Annotated in this window: 17 protein-coding genes; 13 read left to right on the forward strand and 4 right to left on the reverse strand. The window is 59.9% G+C overall.

What is annotated here, in order from left to right:
* Positions 1 to 54: 54 nt before the first annotated feature.
* The gene (locus ACIPL2_RS06260; protein ID WP_008033250.1) at positions 55 to 1,032 is read right to left on the reverse strand and encodes a dipeptidase; all 978 of its coding nucleotides are present in this window, start codon (positions 1,030 to 1,032) and stop codon (positions 55 to 57) included.
* A 235-nt stretch (positions 1,033 to 1,267) separates the two neighbouring features.
* Here ACIPL2_RS06260 and ACIPL2_RS06265 point away from each other — a divergent pair, with 235 nt between their 5' ends.
* The 4 genes from ACIPL2_RS06265 (at position 1,268) to ACIPL2_RS06280 (ending at position 2,893) form a co-directional block, all read left to right on the forward strand.
* Complete coding sequence (locus tag ACIPL2_RS06265) at positions 1,268 to 1,669, forward strand: lysozyme inhibitor LprI family protein (protein WP_401354001.1); 402 nt, start codon at positions 1,268 to 1,270, stop codon at positions 1,667 to 1,669.
* 213 nt (positions 1,670 to 1,882) lie between these two features.
* Positions 1,883 to 2,137, forward strand: a complete 255-nt coding sequence (locus ACIPL2_RS06270; RefSeq protein ID WP_401354003.1) for a type II toxin-antitoxin system RelE/ParE family toxin — start codon at positions 1,883 to 1,885, stop codon at positions 2,135 to 2,137.
* Entirely contained in the window at positions 2,121 to 2,444 is a 324-nt protein-coding gene (locus tag ACIPL2_RS06275) for a helix-turn-helix domain-containing protein (RefSeq protein WP_401354005.1), read from the forward strand. The genes ACIPL2_RS06270 and ACIPL2_RS06275 overlap by 17 nt, the downstream gene beginning before the upstream one ends.
* A 32-nt stretch (positions 2,445 to 2,476) precedes the next feature.
* Positions 2,477 to 2,893 (forward strand): DUF3010 family protein, encoded by a 417-nt coding sequence (locus ACIPL2_RS06280; protein WP_401354008.1) that lies wholly within the window; start codon positions 2,477 to 2,479, stop codon positions 2,891 to 2,893.
* 109 nt (positions 2,894 to 3,002) lie between these two features.
* On the opposite strand, the gene ACIPL2_RS06285 is transcribed toward ACIPL2_RS06280, so the two are convergent.
* A complete protein-coding gene (locus ACIPL2_RS06285; RefSeq protein ID WP_401354010.1) occupies positions 3,003 to 3,950 on the reverse strand; it encodes a GlxA family transcriptional regulator in 948 nt (315 codons plus the stop codon).
* A gap of 211 nt (positions 3,951 to 4,161) precedes the next feature.
* Between ACIPL2_RS06285 and ACIPL2_RS06290 the strand changes: the two genes are divergently transcribed.
* The 6 genes from ACIPL2_RS06290 (at position 4,162) to ACIPL2_RS06315 (ending at position 9,617) form a co-directional block, all read left to right on the forward strand.
* Positions 4,162 to 5,106 (forward strand): choline ABC transporter substrate-binding protein, encoded by a 945-nt coding sequence (locus ACIPL2_RS06290; RefSeq protein WP_401354012.1) that lies wholly within the window; start codon positions 4,162 to 4,164, stop codon positions 5,104 to 5,106.
* A 74-nt stretch (positions 5,107 to 5,180) separates the two neighbouring features.
* Positions 5,181 to 6,068 (forward strand): 3-keto-5-aminohexanoate cleavage protein, encoded by an 888-nt coding sequence (locus ACIPL2_RS06295; RefSeq protein WP_401354014.1) that lies wholly within the window; start codon positions 5,181 to 5,183, stop codon positions 6,066 to 6,068.
* Positions 6,069 to 6,211: 143 nt separating this feature from the next.
* On the forward strand, positions 6,212 to 7,177 hold the full coding sequence (locus ACIPL2_RS06300) for an L-carnitine dehydrogenase (RefSeq protein ID WP_401354017.1): 966 nt from the start codon (positions 6,212 to 6,214) through the stop codon (positions 7,175 to 7,177).
* Between the two features lie 123 nt (positions 7,178 to 7,300).
* A complete protein-coding gene (locus ACIPL2_RS06305; protein WP_401354019.1) occupies positions 7,301 to 7,777 on the forward strand; it encodes a thioesterase family protein in 477 nt (158 codons plus the stop codon).
* 24 nt (positions 7,778 to 7,801) lie between these two features.
* Complete coding sequence (locus ACIPL2_RS06310; protein ID WP_401354022.1) at positions 7,802 to 8,965, forward strand: gamma-butyrobetaine dioxygenase; 1,164 nt, start codon at positions 7,802 to 7,804, stop codon at positions 8,963 to 8,965.
* 388 nt (positions 8,966 to 9,353) lie between these two features.
* On the forward strand, positions 9,354 to 9,617 hold the full coding sequence (locus ACIPL2_RS06315; RefSeq protein WP_401354025.1) for a hypothetical protein: 264 nt from the start codon (positions 9,354 to 9,356) through the stop codon (positions 9,615 to 9,617).
* Positions 9,618 to 9,722: 105 nt separating this feature from the next.
* Here ACIPL2_RS06315 and ACIPL2_RS06320 read toward each other — a convergent pair whose 3' ends face one another.
* Both ACIPL2_RS06320 and ACIPL2_RS06325 read right to left on the reverse strand, forming a co-directional pair.
* A complete protein-coding gene (locus tag ACIPL2_RS06320; RefSeq protein WP_059407471.1) occupies positions 9,723 to 10,826 on the reverse strand; it encodes a GlxA family transcriptional regulator in 1,104 nt (367 codons plus the stop codon).
* Positions 10,827 to 11,373: 547 nt separating this feature from the next.
* The gene (locus ACIPL2_RS06325; RefSeq protein ID WP_401354028.1) at positions 11,374 to 12,750 is read right to left on the reverse strand and encodes an L-serine ammonia-lyase; all 1,377 of its coding nucleotides are present in this window, start codon (positions 12,748 to 12,750) and stop codon (positions 11,374 to 11,376) included.
* A gap of 435 nt (positions 12,751 to 13,185) precedes the next feature.
* Between ACIPL2_RS06325 and ACIPL2_RS06330 the strand changes: the two genes are divergently transcribed.
* The 3 genes from ACIPL2_RS06330 to choV all read left to right on the forward strand — a co-directional run bounded on the left by ACIPL2_RS06330 (position 13,186) and on the right by choV (position 16,220).
* Positions 13,186 to 14,133 (forward strand): choline ABC transporter substrate-binding protein, encoded by a 948-nt coding sequence (locus tag ACIPL2_RS06330; protein ID WP_059407473.1) that lies wholly within the window; start codon positions 13,186 to 13,188, stop codon positions 14,131 to 14,133.
* A 66-nt stretch (positions 14,134 to 14,199) separates the two neighbouring features.
* Positions 14,200 to 15,045, forward strand: a complete 846-nt coding sequence (choW, locus tag ACIPL2_RS06335) for a choline ABC transporter permease subunit (RefSeq protein ID WP_401354031.1) — start codon at positions 14,200 to 14,202, stop codon at positions 15,043 to 15,045.
* Positions 15,042 to 16,220: a choline ABC transporter ATP-binding protein gene (gene choV, locus ACIPL2_RS06340; RefSeq protein WP_401354033.1), complete on the forward strand. Its 1,179-nt coding sequence runs from the start codon at positions 15,042 to 15,044 to the stop codon at positions 16,218 to 16,220. Before choW ends, choV begins: the two co-directional genes overlap by 4 nt.
* Positions 16,221 to 16,288: the final 68 nt, after the last annotated feature.

The following is a 16,288-nucleotide window of genomic DNA, read 5'->3' on the forward strand; positions in this document are numbered from 1 at the left end:
GGTGTTGCCCCCGGCGCGGACGGCCGGGGGAAAGGATTCAGAAGTGCGGCGGGCTTATTCGCCCCAGACGTCTTTCAAGACGTTGACCCAGTTCTCGCCCATGATCTTGCGGACCACGCGCTCGGAATGGCCGCGCTTGAGCAGCGTCTCGGTCAGGTTCGGGAACTCGCCGACGGTGCGGATGCCCAGCGGGTTGATGATCTTGCCGAAGCTGGTCAGGCGGCGGGCGTAGCCCTTGTCATGGGTCAGGTATTCAAAGAAGTCCTGGCCATGGCCCTGGGTGAAGTCGGTGCCGATGCCGATGGCGTCTTCGCCGACGATGTTCATGGTGTATTCGATGGCTTCGGCGTAGTCGTCGATGGTCGAATCGATGCCCTTGGCCAGGAACGGCGCAAACATGGTCACGCCGACGAAACCGCCGTGGTCGGCAATGAACTTCAGTTCTTCATCGGATTTGTTGCGCGGGTGAATTTTCAGACCCGACGGCAGGCAATGGGAGTAGCAAACCGGCTTCTTCGATTCGAGGATGACTTCTTCGGATGTCTTGGAACCGACGTGGGACAGGTCGCACATGACGCCAACACGGTTCATCTCGGCAACGATTTCACGACCGAAGCCCGACAGGCCGCCATCGCGCTCGTAACAACCGGTACCGACCAGGTTCTGGGTGTTGTAGCACATCTGCACAATACCGACGCCCAGCTGCTTGAACACCTCGACATAGCCGATCTGGTCTTCGAAGGCATGGGCATTCTGGAAACCGAACAGGATGCCGGTCTTGCCCTGCTCCTTGGCTTTGCGGATGTCGGCGGTGGTGCGCACCGGAATCACCAGGTCGCTGTTCTCGCGGATCAGCTTCTGGCTGGCGGCGATGTTGTTGACGGTGGCCTGGAAGCCCTCCCACACCGACACGGTGCAGTTGGCCGCGGTCAGACCGCCCTTGCGCATGTCTTCAAACAGCTCGCGGTTCCACTTGGCAATAATCAGCCCGTCGATAACGATGCTGTCGGCGTGCAATTCGGCTGGGCTCATCAGGCTGTCCCCTATTAGCGATTCATGCGCCGAATCGTGTGCCGGCGCTTTGGGGCCAGCATATGCCTGAGGGGCGGGGCAGCCGGGTGCAAAAACGACAGGGGGTTTGCCGAAAGCGTCAATACGCGACAAAGGGTCTCGTCCGGGGCTGTTTGCCAACCTGTTCTTTCCCCGGAACTTGGGCCAGAATTCGCCGCATCACTGGATAGGCACTGAAAAAAGGGGCTGCGGCGCAATGAGAACGATCTTCCTGGCTTTGGCACTGATAGCGACCGGCGTACAGGCCGCTGAAGAGTCCGACACCAATCCGTGCGATGCCGTCGAAAACGACGTCCAGACCCTGGAATGCTCGGTCTACAGCAGAACCACCGCCGAAGACCTGCTGAAAGACAACTACCAGGGCCTGACCGAGCGCATGCAAACGGCCTACGGCAAGAACCCGGCGCAACTGACCGACATCACCGCCAAACTCAAGGCCGCCCAGCAGCAGTGGCTGAAGACCCGGGACGCGGATTGCGCGGTGGAAGCGTTTCCGGCGACGAGCGGTAGCAAGGCATTCACCATTGCGCAGAATGATTGCGTGGCGCGGATGAGTGATGAGCGGTCGGAGTTTTTGGAGTCGATTGGGCAGGAGTAGATCCGATCCTTATACCGGGAGCTGGTACTACCGCCAGCTTTCGATCCTCTAGAACCGCCCTTTCCCACACGCTTGGTTGATCAAGACTACAGCGCCCCCGAGTCTTCGAGCAGACCCTACTCATCGGGCAACATCCCGACATGCTTCGTTAATTGGCTGCCGCAAAAATATAAGCAAAGATTGGAAAATCTTATAAAAGACTTATATTCTCCCATGAACAGCATTCACTGGACTCGAAAGGCCGTTAAGCAGCTTCTGAAATTGCACTCCGCTCATCAGGTCCAGGTGCGTGACGCCGTCACAATACTGGCTGGCATGCCTGACGCGGGCAACGTCAAAGCACTCGTTGGCCATGACTACGCCTATCGACTGCGCGTCGGTAATTATCGAGTCATGTTCGATTGGGACGGTGCAATCAAAGTAATCAGTATTCAAGAGGTAAAAAAACGCGATGAACGCACCTACTGACGTTCAAATCATCAATGACGCAGACGGTAACCCCGCGTTCGTGGTCATTCCCTACGCACAATACGTCGCGCAGAAGATAGAGCCCGATCTGATCCCTCACGAGGTGGTCAGTCGCATCGTCGATGGCCAGACGCCTATTCGCGCCTGGCGTGAGCACTTGAACCTTACGCAGGATGAAGTGGCCAAACGCATGGGGATCTCGCAACCGGCCTTCGCCCAGCAAGAGACCGTCGCCAAGCCTCGCAAGGCCACCCGCGAAAGAATCGCTGCCGCTTTTGGCATCAACGCGAATCAGCTTGAGCTGTAAGCTGCACGCCACCCTCAGGGAAATGAATTCAAATGAAAATCTGCGGCATCGAAATCAAAGGCAGCGAAGCGATCATCGCTGTCGCCACCCTCGACGATCAGGCCTTGAGCCACGTCGCCCTCGCGACCAAGAAAATCGCCCTCGACGATGACGACGAAGCCGCCAACGTCAAAGTCTTTGCCGCGCAGGTCGCTTCGTTTGTGCGCGAGAATTCCATCGACCGGATTGCGATCAAGAAGCGCAGCAAGAAGGGTGAGTTTGCCGGTGGGCCGACCACGTTCAAGATCGAGGGCGTGTTCCAGCTGCTGGAGAATTGCGAGGTGACGCTGCTGTCGCCACAGACCATTAATGCGCAGAACAAGAAGTTCGACTTTGAACTGCCGGGTACGCTGAACAAGTATCAGCATGAAGCATTTAAAGCGGCCTGCTCTGCATTGATGAAGAAGTAAACACCCTGTAGGAGCGAGGCTTGCCCGCGAAGGCGGCCTTCCTGCCGCGAGAGCTCCGTCGGATGTACCGGCCTCTTCGCGGGCAAGCCTCGCTCCTACAAGGGTCGGCTCAGGCTTTTTGGCTTTGCCGGCGATCTTCCCGAGGACAGCGCTCAAAACGTGCCCGATAGCTGCGGGTGAAATACGACGGCGATTCAAACCCGCACGCGATGCTCACTTCCAGCACGCTCATGTCTGTCTGCCGCAACAGTTGTTGCGCCTTCTCCAGCCGCAAGCGCAGGTAGAAATTGCTCGGTGTGTCGTTCAGGTGCAAGCGGAACAATCGCTCGAGCTGGCGTCGTGTCACCTTGATCGATTCCGCCAGCGCCAGCGTGCTCAAGGGTGGTTCGCTGTGCTGCTCCATCTCGCCAATCACCTGCACCAGTTTTTTGTTGCTGATGCCGTAGCGACTGGCGACTTCCATGCGCTGGTGGTCTTTGCGCGGGCGGATGCGGCCGAGCACGAATTGTTCGCTGACCTGGATCGCCAGTGCCGGGCCGTGGGCCTGGCCGATGAGGTCGAGCATCAGGTCGATGGACGCCGTGCCGCCGGCGGAGGTGATGCGCCGACGGTCGATTTCGAACAGCTCCTGGGTGACGCTGAGCTGTGGATAAGACTCCTTGAACGCGTCGATGGCTTCCCAGTGCAAAGTCAGCCGATGACCCTCAAGCAGGCCGGCTTCGGCGAGGACAAAGCTGCCGGTGTCGATGGCGCCAAGGGTCACGCCCTCGTTGTCCAGCCGACGCAACCAGTGCTCCAGTGCCGGGGTGGCGAATTTCAGCGGTTCGAAACCCGCGACCACCAACAAGGTTGCACCTTTCTTCAGCGGCTCCAGCGCCGCATCGGCGTTGACCGACATGCCGTTACTGGCCAGGACCGCACCACCGTCAGCGCTCAGCACATGCCAGCGATACAACTCGCCGCGAAAGCGATTGGCGACCCGCAACGGCTCGATGGCCGAGATGAAACCGATGGCCGAGAAACCCGGCATCAACAAGAAGTAGAAATCCTGGGACATGGGGCGCACTCGATAGGCGGGTAACGTGAGGCCGGGTAGCGTGTGGACGTTGATACGCCACTTGCAACAGGCTTTCAAGAGCTCAGGTCGCTGCAGTGCAAGAGCTGGTCGCCGTAGTGCGCTTTCACCGGGGCCTAGCTGCGTAACTTGGGCATCACCGGCGCACGAAGACGACCGGACCCACAATAACGAACTGCCGAGGAAACCTGAGATGAAACGACTGATCAGCAGCTGTGTTCTTGCACTCAGCGGTACCGCTTTGCTGAGCGCCAGTGTCATGGCAGCCGAACCCGCCGCGTGCCAAAACGTGCGCATGGGTGTAGTGAACTGGACCGACGTAATCGCCACCAGTGCCATGACCCAGGTCCTGCTCGACGGCCTCGGCTACAACACCAAACAAACCAGCGCCTCCCAGCAAATCATCTTCGCCGGGATCCGCGACCAGCGCCTGGACCTGTTCCTGGGTTACTGGAACCCGTTGATGACCCAGACCATCACGCCGTTCGTCGATGGCAAGCAAGTCAAAGTGCTTGAGGCACCGAGCCTGAAAGACGCCCGCGCCACCCTCGCGGTACCGACATACCTCGCCGACAAGGGCCTGAAAACCTTCGCCGACATCGCCAAGTTCGAAAAAGAACTGGGTGGCAAGATCTACGGGATCGAGCCGGGTTCAGGCGCCAACACTCAGATCAAAGCAATGATCGCCAAGAATCAGTTCGGCCTCGGCAAGTTCCAACTGGTCGAATCCAGCGAGGCCGGCATGCTCGCGGCAGTGGATCGCGCCGTGCGACGCAATGAGGCCGTGGTGTTCTTCGGCTGGGCGCCGCACCCGATGAACGTCAACGTGAAGATGACGTACCTGACCGGCAGTGAAGACGCCCTCGGCCCGAACGAAGGCATGGCGACCGTGTGGACTGTCACCTCACCGAACTACGCGCAGCAGTGCCCGAACATCGGCCGTCTGCTGAGCAACCTGACCTTCACCGCCGAAGACGAGAGCCGGATGATGCAGCCGCTGCTCGATCACAAGGACGCCTTCGAATCGGCCAAGCAATGGCTGAACGATCACCCGCAAGACAAGCAACGCTGGCTTGAAGGCGTCACCACCTTCGATGGCAAACCAGCCGCTGAAAACCTGAAACTGACCAGTAAATAAACCCTGATCGAACCACCGATTCGCAGCCCGACCGGGCTGCGAACGGGACCATCACGCCTGCAAGGAACTATCAAATGAACCACGACGTCATCATCACCTGCGCACTCACCGGTGCTGGCGACACGACCAGCAAGAGCCCACACGTGCCGGTCACCCCGAAACAAATCGCCGCTGCCGCCGTGGAAGCCGCCAAGGCTGGCGCCACTGTCGTCCATTGCCACGTTCGCAACCCCGAAACCGGCAAATTCAGCCGTGACGTGGCGCTGTACCGTGAAGTCATGGAGCGCATCCGCGAGGCGGACGTCGACATCATCGTCAACCTCACTGCTGGCATGGGCGGCGACCTGGAAATCGGCGCGGGCGAGAACCCGATGGAGTTCGGCCCGAACACTGATCTGGTCGGCCCGCTGACCCGTCTGGCCCACGTCGAAGAACTGTTGCCGGAAATCTGCACGCTCGATTGCGGCACCCTGAACTTCGGCGACGGCGACACCATTTACGTGTCCACGCCGGCCCAGCTACGCGCTGGCGCCAAACGCATTCAAGAGCTGGGCGTGAAAGCCGAGCTGGAAATTTTCGACACCGGTCACCTGTGGTTCGCCAAACAGCTGATCAAGGAAGGCCTGCTCGACGACCCGCTGTTCCAACTGTGCCTGGGCATCCCGTGGGGCGCGCCGGCCGACACCACCACCATGAAAGCCATGGTCGATAACTTGCCGGCCAACGCCGTGTGGGCGGGCTTCGGTATCGGTCGCATGCAGATGCCAATGGCCGCACAAGCGGTGCTGCTCGGCGGCAACGTGAGGGTCGGGCTCGAAGACAACATCTGGCTGGACAAGGGCGTGCTGGCGACCAACGGCCAACTGGTGGAACGCGCCTCGGAAATCCTCAGCCGCCTCGGCTCCCGCGTTCTGACGCCGGCGGAAGGCCGGGCAAAAATGGGCCTGACCAAGCGCGGATAACACCACACCTATCACCCCTGTAGGAGCGAGGCTTGCCCGCGAAGGCGGCCTTCCTGCCGCGAGAGATCCGTCAGATGTACCGGCCTCTTCGCGGGCAAGCCTCGCTCCTACAAGGGATCACCGAATTCCTTTAGGAAGTTGCCATGACCTTCATTACCGAAATCAAAATCTTCGCAGCATTGGGCAGCGGTGTCATCGGCAGCGGCTGGGTGTCCCGCGCCCTCGCCCACGGCCTCGACGTGGTGGCCTGGGACCCGGCGCCGGGTGCCGAAGCGGCCCTGCGCAAACGCGTCGCCAATGCCTGGGGCGCACTGGAGAAACAAGGCCTGGCGCCCGGTGCATCGCAGGATCGGCTGCGCTTTGTCGCGACGATTGAAGAATGCGTTCGCGATGCGGATTTCATTCAGGAAAGTGCCCCTGAACGCTTGGACCTGAAACTGGAACTGCACAGCAAAATCAGCGCCGCGGCCAAACCCAATGCGCTGATCGGTTCCAGCACTTCGGGGCTGTTGCCGAGCGAGTTCTACGAGAGTTCGACCCACCCGGAACGCTGCGTGGTCGGGCACCCGTTCAACCCGGTTTACCTGCTGCCATTAGTCGAAGTGGTTGGTGGCAAGAACACCGCTCCCGAAGCCGTGCAAGCGGCGATGAAAGTCTACGAATCCTTGGGCATGCGTCCGCTGCATGTGCGCAAGGAAGTGCCTGGATTCATCGCCGACCGCTTGCTCGAAGCGCTGTGGCGTGAGGCGCTGCACCTGGTCAACGACGGTGTGGCAACCACCGGTGAGATCGACGATGCCATTCGCTTTGGCGCGGGTCTGCGCTGGTCGTTCATGGGGACTTTCCTGACGTACACCCTCGCGGGTGGCGATGCCGGCATGCGCCACTTCATGGCGCAGTTCGGACCAGCATTGCAGTTGCCGTGGACGTACCTGCCAGCGCCGGAACTGACCGACAAGTTGATCGATGATGTGGTCGATGGCACCAGTGATCAGCTGGGCAAACACAGCATCTCGGCGCTGGAGCGCTATCGTGATGATTGCTTGCTGGCGGTGCTGGAGGCGGTGAAGACCACCAAAGAGAAGCATGGGATGGCGTTCAGCGAGTAATCGACTAGCAGGACCGGCCCCATCGCCAGCAGGCTGGCTCCCACAGGGAATGCATTCCAATGTGGGAGCCAGCCTGCTGGCGAAAGCGGCATTCCAGACACCCTCAATGTTGGAAAAGACATCATGCCCAGCCTCACCACCTACCAGACCAAAATCATCCCCGACTGGGTCGACTACAACGGTCACCTGCGCGATGCGTTCTACCTGCTGATTTTCAGCTACGCCACCGACGCCCTGATGGACCGCCTCGGGATGGACAGCAACAACCGCGAAGCCAGCGGCAACTCGTTGTTCACCCTCGAACTGCACCTCAATTACCTGCACGAAGTGAAGCTCGACGCCGACGTCGAGGTGCGCACCCAGATCATCGGTCACGACAGCAAACGCCTGCACCTCTACCACAGCCTGCACTTGATCGGTGGCGACAAGGAACTGGCGGGCAACGAGCAAATGTTGCTGCACGTCGACCTCGCCGGGCCGCGATCCGCGCCGTTCAGCGATGACACTTTGAACAAACTGCAAGCCATCGTCGCCGAGCAAACCGACCTGCCCGCTCCCGCTTACATCGGCCGGGTGATTGCCCTGCCTCCGGCGAAATAGCCACTACCGCATAAGGAGATCGCCATGAACACCGCCGCCGCTTTTGCCGACTTCCGTACTTATCCGTTGATCAGCGCGCTGACAGGCGTGCAGACCCTGGCGGATCGTGTTCTGGTGAAGTGGGCCGACGACCGCGTCAGCCCCTTTCATCACAGCTGGTTGCGGGACAACTGCCCGTGCCCGCACTGCGTCTACACCGTGACCCGCGAACAAGTGCTGGAAATCGTCGACGTCCCGGAAAACCTGGTACCGGCCGAGACCCGCGTCGATGCTGACGGTTGCCTCTGCGTCCAGTGGCAGGACGGTCACCTCAGCCGCTTTGATCCAGGCTGGTTGCGCGCCCATGCCTACGACGACGAGTCCCGCGCGGAACGTCGTGCCGGCAAACCCAAAGCGCGGCTCTGGAACAGCGATTTGCAGCTGCCGGTGTTCGACTACCAGGCGCTGATGAACGACGCCGATGCCTTGTTGCAATGGCTGCTGGACGTGCGCGATATCGGCTTGACCCAGGTTCGCGGCGTGCCCACCGAACCTGGCTCGTTGAAGCTGATCGCCCAGCGGATTTCCTTCATCCGCGAAAGCAATTTCGGTGTGCTGTTCAACGTGCAATCCAAGGCCGATGCCGACAGCAACGCCTACACCGCTTTCAACCTGCCGCTACACAGCGACTTGCCGACCCGCGAGTTGCAACCGGGGCTGCAGTTTCTGCATTGCCTGGTCAATGATGCCGACGGTGGCGAGAGTATTTTCGTCGACGGTTTTGCCATCGCCGAGGCCTTGCGCCAGGAAGATCCCGAGGCGTTCCAGGCCTTGTGTGAAATCCCCGTGGAGTTCCGCAACAAGGACCGCCACAGCGACTACCGTTGCCTGGCACCGATCATTGCCCTGGATGCGTTTGGGCAGGTGTCGGAAATCCGCATGGCGAACTTCCTGCGCGGCCCGTTCGATGCCTCGGTGGAACAGATGCCCAGGCTGTATCGCGCTTATCGGCGCTTTATTGCCATGACCCGCGAGGCGCGGTTTCGCCTGATGACGCGGCTCAACCCCGGTGAGCTGTGGTGCTTCGACAACCGCCGAACCCTCCACGCCCGCAACGCGTTCGACCCCGCCTCCGGCGCCCGGCATTTCCAGGGTTGCTATGTCGACCGTGATGAATTGTTGTCGCGGATATTGGTGTTGCAACGCTAGACCGCGTCATCGTTCTTCGCGAGCAAGCCCGCTCCCACATTTAACCGAGTTCTCTTTGGGGGAACGCGGTCGAATGTGGGAGCGGGCTTGCTCGCGAAGGCGTCAGCCCAGACACCCCATTCCCCCGGATTCACAGGCAAAAAAAACCCCGATCAAGCCGTGACAGGATCGGAGCTGAGGAGGGTACTGTTGAGGAGCCGTTGCGCGAGGGTGACCAAACCTTCGTGAAGCCAGCTGACGCCAGTGTGCCCACTCGCATCGATCGCAAGTTAGCCGAAAACGACCTGTTCATAGGTATCGCGGCCATTGCGACAAATCGTCCTTGCCGCCACCCCGCACCCCTACGAGAATCGAGCCACGACACCGTTCCCTGAAGAAGGATTGCGTCATGATGTACGCCGATTTGATTGACCAGGAAGACCTGTTGGGCCAGCTTAAGGCGTTAGGATTTGCAGTGCCCCCGGGTGCAACTGCTGAGCAGGCCTGCGAATGCGCGGTACGGGGTTTGAACAACGAACGGGCAATGGAACTGCGGACCATGGTCAAGCAGATGTACACCAGCAGCGCGACCATCCTGCCCGCCGTGCGCCAGGCGATCGACAAGCAATTGCTGCCGGCGTTGGCGGAGTATCAGCAGAGCCGTAGCGCCTGATAGATCGCCTTCGCGAGCAAGCCCGCTCCCACATTTGACCGCATTCCCCAGAGAGAACCCGATTAAATGTGGGAGCGGGCTTGCTCGCGAAGCAGGCGCCTCGGTCTAGAGCCTTACGCTGGCAAACGTCGACTCATTGCGCGCCTGACTCAGCGCCGACAACGGCCCGGACAACGGCGACAGCACCAGCGCCTGTGGCAACGGCATCATGGCGACCTGCTGGGTCGTGTTGGAACCCACACGCTCGTCACGCGGCGGAATGCCGAAGTATTCGCGGTAGCACTTGGAGAAGTGCGGCGTGGACACGAAGCCGCACACCGACGCCACTTCGATGATCGACATCGGCGTTTGCTTGAGCAGCTGCCGGGCGCGAATCAAGCGCAGTTTCAGGTAGTAACGCGACGGCGAACAATGCAGGTATTTCTGGAACAGTCGCTCGAGCTGACGACGGGACACGGCGACGTACACCGCCAGTTCATCGAGGTCGATCGGCTCCTCCAGGTTGGCTTCCATCAGCGCGACGATTTCCTGCAACTTCGGCTGGTTGGTGCCGAGCATGTGCTTGAGCGGCACGCGCTGGTGATCCTGCTCGTTGCGGATGCGTTCGTAGACGAACATTTCCGAAATCGCGGCCGACAGTTCACGACCGTGATCGCGGCTGATCAGGTGCAACATCATGTCCAGCGGCGCGGTGCCGCCGGAGCTGGTGAAACGGTTACGGTCGAGGGTAAACAGGCGAGTACTCATGGCCACACGCGGGAAAGCTTCCTGCATCGCGGCCAGGCATTCCCAGTGCACGCTGCAATCGAAGCCGTCCAGCAGGCCGGCGCACGCCAGGGCCCAACTGCCGGTGCAGACTGCACCGAGACGGCGCGATTGACGGGCCTGGCTTTGCAGCCATGAGACATGTTCGCGGGTGACGGTGCGCTGGATACCGATACCGCCGCAGACAATCACGGTGTCCAGGGGCGGTGCTTTGTGCATGGAGCAGTCGGGCGTGATCTGCAAGCCGTCACTGGCCCAGACCTGACCGCCATCGACGGTCAGCGTGGACCAGCGATACAGCTCGCGACCGGACAATTGGTTGGCCATGCGCAGGGGTTCTACGGCGGAGGCCAGAGAAATAAGCGTGAAATTGTCCAGCAGCAGAAAGCCGATGGATTGAGGCGCACGGTTCTGGGGTTGGGCCCCGGAGTTGAACGTCGTCATCGCGGTATCTCCTCACACAAAGCGGGTGATGGCCTCAGGCGGAGGCTCTTGTTATTGCCATCGTTCTCGCGTGGGAGACGGGCTTTGTTATGACAGAGCAATTGCCATGCCTAAAATTGAATGGCCGTTCAATAACTCCTGAAAACGACGTCGCGATGTGTCTGGATATGACGCGCAGGGAGGGTGGAATATAAGTGCCATCAATGGCCGCAATCGCTCTGCCCCGTTGGGTGTGAGCAATTCGGTAGCACTTGTGGGAACAGGGCTGCGGCGACCTGCTGGAGAGTGTCACCGCAAGCACAGGTGATGGACGGTCAGGGTCGGTTTCGATCCCTGACCTTGAGGTCATGATTTACCTGTTTGCGACGCGCCAAAAGGTGGCGCGTGTTGTTTCGGGTGTTCACTTTGCGCGCAGTTTTGACTGGTCTGGCGCCTTCGCGGGCAAGCCTCGCTCCTACAGGAATGATGTCGATCACAAAACACCGGTTCGACTCAACCCTGTAGGAGCGAGGCTTGCCCGCGAAGCAGACGACTCGGTATTACTGAATCAACACTCCACAGCGCTAACCGCCAACCCGCCCCGCGATGTCTCTTTGTACTTGTCATGCATGTCGGCACCGGTGTCACGCATGGTGCGGATCACCCGATCCAGCGAGATAAAGTGCTGGCCATCACCGCGCAATGCCATCTGCGCCGCGTTGATCGCCTTTACCGCGGCAATCGCATTGCGTTCGATGCACGGCACTTGCACCAGCCCGCCCACCGGGTCGCAGGTCAAGCCGAGGTTGTGTTCCAGGCCGATTTCCGCGGCGTTGCACAGCTGCTCCGGCGTCGCGCCGAGAATCTCCGCCAGTCCGGCGGCAGCCATGGCGCAGGCCGAACCGACTTCACCCTGGCAACCGACTTCCGCGCCGGAGATCGAAGCGTTTTTCTTGCACAGAATCCCTACCGCCGCAGCACTCAGGAAATAGTCGACCACGTTGGCGTCAGTCACTGCCTCGCTGAATTTCATGAAGTAATGCAACACCGCCGGAATGATCCCCGCCGCACCGTTGGTGGGCGCCGTCACCATGCGCCCGCCCGCGGCGTTTTCTTCGTTGACCGCCAGGGCGAACAGGTTGACCCATTCCATCGCGCTCAGGGTCGAGCCGATCACGTTCGGTTTGCCCAATTCCTGCAGGCTGCGATGCAGCTTGGCCGCACGTCGGCGCACATTCAGCCCGCCGGGCAAAATACCTTCGTGCTTGAGGCCCTGATCGACGCAATCCTGCATCGCCCGCCAGAGTTTCATCAGGCCGGCGCGGATTTCCTCTTCGGTGCGCCAGACCTTCTCGTTGGCCATCATCAATTCGGCCACGCGCAGGTTGTGCGTCTGGCACAGGCTGAGCAGTTCGACGGCGCTGGAAAAGTCGTACGGCAAAACGGTGCGATCCAGGTCCACCACACCACTGGAGGCCTGCGCCTCATCCACGACAAACCCGCCGCCGATGGAATAGTAGGTGTCGCGATGCAGCTCGCCGTCATCGCCTTCGACAATCAGGGTCATGGCGTTGGGGTGGAACGGCAGGTTTTCGTCGATCAGGCGCATGTCCCGGGCCCAGATAAACGGCACCGACAGACGACCATCGAGCAACAACGTGTTGGTTTCGCGAAGGGTTTCGATGCGGATGCCGATTTGCGACGGGTCGATCGCGTCCGGCCACTCGCTCATCAGGCCCATGATCACGGCGTTGTCGCTTCCGTGACCAATGCCGGTGGCCGACAGCGAACCGTAAAGCTGCACTTCGACGCGCCGCACGTGTTCCAGAAGTCCCTGCTCACGCAAACCTTGCACGAACAGCGCCGCGGCCCGCATAGGCCCCACGGTGTGCGAACTGGAAGGGCCGATGCCGATTTTGAACAGGTCGAAAACGCTGATAGCCATTACTGCCGAACTCCTGGATGTGCCAACTCTGGACGCAAAAGCGCCCAGTGACGGAGCTGCTACGCTCAAGCTGCAATCCGCCGGTATGGCTGCATCATCAGGCTTTTGCCGTGTCGTTCGACGTCTCACACCGACGCACTCTTGTCCACGAACGCCGCGCGCGTTCCACGCTGCGTTTTCGCCGTTTTTTTGCGGTTCAGCGGGACAAAGGGGGCTGAAAAAAGCTGTAAACGACGTCACCGACACTGGATGCGACCATCCCTGTACTGGATACGACGCCCCCTGTAGGCGTCAGATTTTCACTGGTACATGATCGTATCGACTCGATTGCAAGGCGCCGTGGTAGAGCTGTCTAAAAAACGCCATCCAACCGCAACCTATAAGTGCGGTGGTCCAGTCGGAACACTGCCAAAAAAAACACCAAGGAGTCCATCCATGAAAGGTTCCCCGTCGTTGTTGTTGGCCGCCATGCTAAGTCTGCCGTTTCTGGCGCAAGCCGCAGAACCGGCACAATGCAGTACCGTAAACTTCTCCGATGTCGGCTGGACCGACATCACCGCAACAACCGCCACCACCAGCGTGGTCCTCCAGGCCCTGGGCTACAAGACCAAAACCACGATGATTTCCGTGCCGGTGACCTACAAATCCCTGGCCGACGGCAAGAACATGGACATCTTCCTGGGCAACTGGATGCCGACCATGGAAAACGACATCAAGGCGTATCGTGATGCCGGCACCGTGGACGTAGTGCGCACCAACCTCACCGGCGCCAAGTACACCCTCGCCGTACCGCAGGCGCTGTATGACAAAGGGCTGCATGACTTCGCCGATATTCCGAAATTCAAGAAAGAACTCGACGGCAAGATCTACGGCATCGAACCGGGTAACGATGGCAATCGTCTGATTCAGAGTATGATCGACAAGAACGCCTTCGGCTTGAAAGACGCCGGTTTCAAGATGGTCGAGTCCAGTGAAGCGGGCATGCTGTCGCAAGTCGACCGCGCCCAGAAACGCGACACCGCCGTGGTGTTCCTCGGCTGGGCACCGCATCCGATGAACAAGCGTTTCAAGATCCAATACCTCACCGGTGGTGACGACTTCTTCGGCCCCGACTTTGGTGCCGCCACCGTGGCGACCAACACTCGCAAAGGGTATGTCCAGGAATGCAGCAACGTGGGTCAGTTGCTGAAAAACCTGGAATTCACCGTCGACATGGAAAGCTCGCTGATGGGCAACATCCTGGACGACAAAATGAAGCCTGACGCGGCCGCCAAGGCCTGGCTGAAAAAGAACCCACAGGTCCTCGATACCTGGCTCGCTGGCGTGACCACCATTGACGGTAAACCAGGCCTGGAGGCCGTGAAAGCCAAGCTCGCGCAGTAATCGCTTACGCCGGGCGGGTTCGCTCGCCCGGGCTGTTTATTTCCTTGCATGCGGACGTTCACTACCATGCTGATTGATCAGAAAATACCTTTAGGCCAGTACATCGCGGGCTTCGTTGAATGGTTGACGCAACACGGCGCCAGCACCTTCGACGCAATCGCCGTGTCACTGGAAACGATGATCCACGGCGTGACTTTTGCGCTGACCTGGTTCAACCCGCTGGCATTGATCGGCCTCATCGCGCTACTGGCACACTTTATCCAACGCAAATGGGGCCTGACCGTTTTCGTCATTGCCTCCTTCCTGCTCATCCTCAATCTGGGGTACTGGCAGGAAACCATGGAAACCCTCGCCCAGGTGCTCTTCGCTACCCTGGTCTGCGTGGTCATCGGCGTGCCGTTGGGCATCGTCGCCGCGCACAAACCGATTTTCTACACACTGATGCGTCCGGTGCTCGATCTGATGCAGACCGTGCCGACCTTCGTGTACCTCATTCCTACCCTGACCCTCTTCGGTCTCGGTGTGGTCCCGGGCCTGATCTCAACGGTAGTGTTCGCGATTGCCGCGCCTATCCGCCTGACTTACCTGGGTATTCGCGATGTTCCCGCAGAACTGATGGACGCCGGCAAAGCCTTCGGCTGTTCGCGCCGTCAACTGCTTTCACGGATTGAACTGCCCCACGCCATGCCAAGCATCGCGGCCGGCATCACCCAGTGCATCATGCTGTCGCTGTCGATGGTGGTGATTGCGGCACTGGTGGGCGCCGATGGCCTGGGCAAACCCGTGGTCAACGCACTGAACACTGCTGATATCGCCCTGGGCTTCGAAGCCGGCCTGGCGATCGTACTGCTGGCGATCATGCTCGACCGTATCTGCAAACAACCCGACGCTAAAGTAGGGGGTGACGCATGAGCATTATCCGGTTCGAAGACGTCGACGTAATCTTCTCCAAAGACCCGCGCGAGGCGCTCAAACTCCTCGACCAGGGCATGACCCGCGACCAGATCCTGAAAAAGACCGGGCAGATTGTCGGCGTTGAAAAAGCCAGCCTGGACGTCGAGAAAGGCGAAATCTGCGTGCTGATGGGCCTGTCCGGCTCCGGCAAATCCAGCCTGCTGCGTTGCATCAACGGCCTCAACACCGTCAGCCGTGGCAAGTTGTTCGTCGAGCACGAAGGCAAGCAGATCGACATCGCGTCCTGCACCCCGGCCGAACTGAAAATGATGCGTACCAAGCGCATCGCGATGGTGTTCCAGAAGTTCGCCCTGATGCCTTGGCTGACGGTGCGCGAGAACATCAGTTTCGGTCTGGAAATGCAGGGTCGCCCAGAGAAAGAACGGAAAAAACTGGTCGATGAAAAGCTTGAGCTGGTGGGCCTTACCCAGTGGCGCAACAAGAAGCCCGACGAGCTCTCCGGCGGCATGCAACAACGTGTGGGCCTGGCCCGCGCGCTGGCGATGGACGCCGACATTCTGCTGATGGACGAACCGTTCTCGGCCCTCGACCCATTGATCCGCCAAGGCCTGCAAGACGAGCTGCTGGAACTGCAAAACAAGCTGAGCAAAACCATCGTCTTCGTGAGTCACGACCTCGATGAAGCGCTGAAGCTCGGCAGCCGCATCGCGATCATGAAAGACGGTCGGATCATCCAGTACAGCAAGCCTGAAGAAATCGTGCTGAACCCGGCGGACGACTACGTGCGGACCTTCGTCGCCCACACCAACCCGCTGAATGTTCTCTGCGGTCGCAGCCTGATGCGCACCCTGGACAACTGCAAACGCATCAACGGTTCGGTATGCCTCGATCCGGGCGGCGATTCGTGGCTGGACCTGGCCGAAGGCAACACCATCAAAGGCGCACGCCAGAACGGCGCGAGCCTGGACCTGCAGAACTGGATTCCAGGGCAGGCGGTTGAAGGCCTGGGCCGCCGGCCAACGCTGGTGGACTCGAACATCGGCATGCGCGATGCGCTGCAGATTCGTTATCAGACCGGCAACAAGCTAGTGCTGCACGACAACAACAAAGTGGTCGGGATTCTGGGCGACAGCGAGCTGTACCACGCACTGCTCGGCAAGAACCTGGGGTAAGGCAACAGACACAAAAACGCCGCGAGAGGATCGCGGCGTTTTTGTTTGTAGGGATATCAGATCAAGCA

This window comes from Pseudomonas sp. NPDC086251 (genome assembly GCF_044746405.1).
Classification (GTDB): Bacteria; Pseudomonadota; Gammaproteobacteria; order Pseudomonadales; family Pseudomonadaceae; genus Aquipseudomonas.

Bases quoted from the DNA above. Each gene is read 5' to 3' on its own strand.
- ACIPL2_RS06280 (WP_401354008.1), top strand. From the start codon at position 2,477: ATGAAAATCTGCGGCATCGAAATCAAAGGCAGCGAAGCGATCATCGCT.
- ACIPL2_RS06325 (WP_401354028.1), bottom strand. From the start codon at position 12,750: ATGGCTATCAGCGTTTTCGACCTGTTCAAAATCGGCATCGGCCCTTCC.
- ACIPL2_RS06265 (WP_401354001.1), top strand. From the start codon at position 1,268: ATGAGAACGATCTTCCTGGCTTTGGCACTGATAGCGACCGGCGTACAG.
- ACIPL2_RS06295 (WP_401354014.1), top strand. From the start codon at position 5,181: ATGAACCACGACGTCATCATCACCTGCGCACTCACCGGTGCTGGCGAC.
- ACIPL2_RS06330 (WP_059407473.1), top strand. From the start codon at position 13,186: ATGAAAGGTTCCCCGTCGTTGTTGTTGGCCGCCATGCTAAGTCTGCCG.
- ACIPL2_RS06300 (WP_401354017.1), top strand. From the start codon at position 6,212: ATGACCTTCATTACCGAAATCAAAATCTTCGCAGCATTGGGCAGCGGT.
- ACIPL2_RS06315 (WP_401354025.1), top strand. From the start codon at position 9,354: ATGATGTACGCCGATTTGATTGACCAGGAAGACCTGTTGGGCCAGCTT.
- choW (WP_401354031.1), top strand. From the start codon at position 14,200: ATGCTGATTGATCAGAAAATACCTTTAGGCCAGTACATCGCGGGCTTC.
- ACIPL2_RS06275 (WP_401354005.1), top strand. From the start codon at position 2,121: ATGAACGCACCTACTGACGTTCAAATCATCAATGACGCAGACGGTAAC.
- ACIPL2_RS06320 (WP_059407471.1), bottom strand. From the start codon at position 10,826: ATGACGACGTTCAACTCCGGGGCCCAACCCCAGAACCGTGCGCCTCAA.
- choV (WP_401354033.1), top strand. From the start codon at position 15,042: ATGAGCATTATCCGGTTCGAAGACGTCGACGTAATCTTCTCCAAAGAC.
- ACIPL2_RS06290 (WP_401354012.1), top strand. From the start codon at position 4,162: ATGAAACGACTGATCAGCAGCTGTGTTCTTGCACTCAGCGGTACCGCT.
- ACIPL2_RS06260 (WP_008033250.1), bottom strand. From the start codon at position 1,032: ATGAGCCCAGCCGAATTGCACGCCGACAGCATCGTTATCGACGGGCTG.
- ACIPL2_RS06305 (WP_401354019.1), top strand. From the start codon at position 7,301: ATGCCCAGCCTCACCACCTACCAGACCAAAATCATCCCCGACTGGGTC.
- ACIPL2_RS06310 (WP_401354022.1), top strand. From the start codon at position 7,802: ATGAACACCGCCGCCGCTTTTGCCGACTTCCGTACTTATCCGTTGATC.
- ACIPL2_RS06270 (WP_401354003.1), top strand. From the start codon at position 1,883: ATGAACAGCATTCACTGGACTCGAAAGGCCGTTAAGCAGCTTCTGAAA.
- ACIPL2_RS06285 (WP_401354010.1), bottom strand. From the start codon at position 3,950: ATGTCCCAGGATTTCTACTTCTTGTTGATGCCGGGTTTCTCGGCCATC.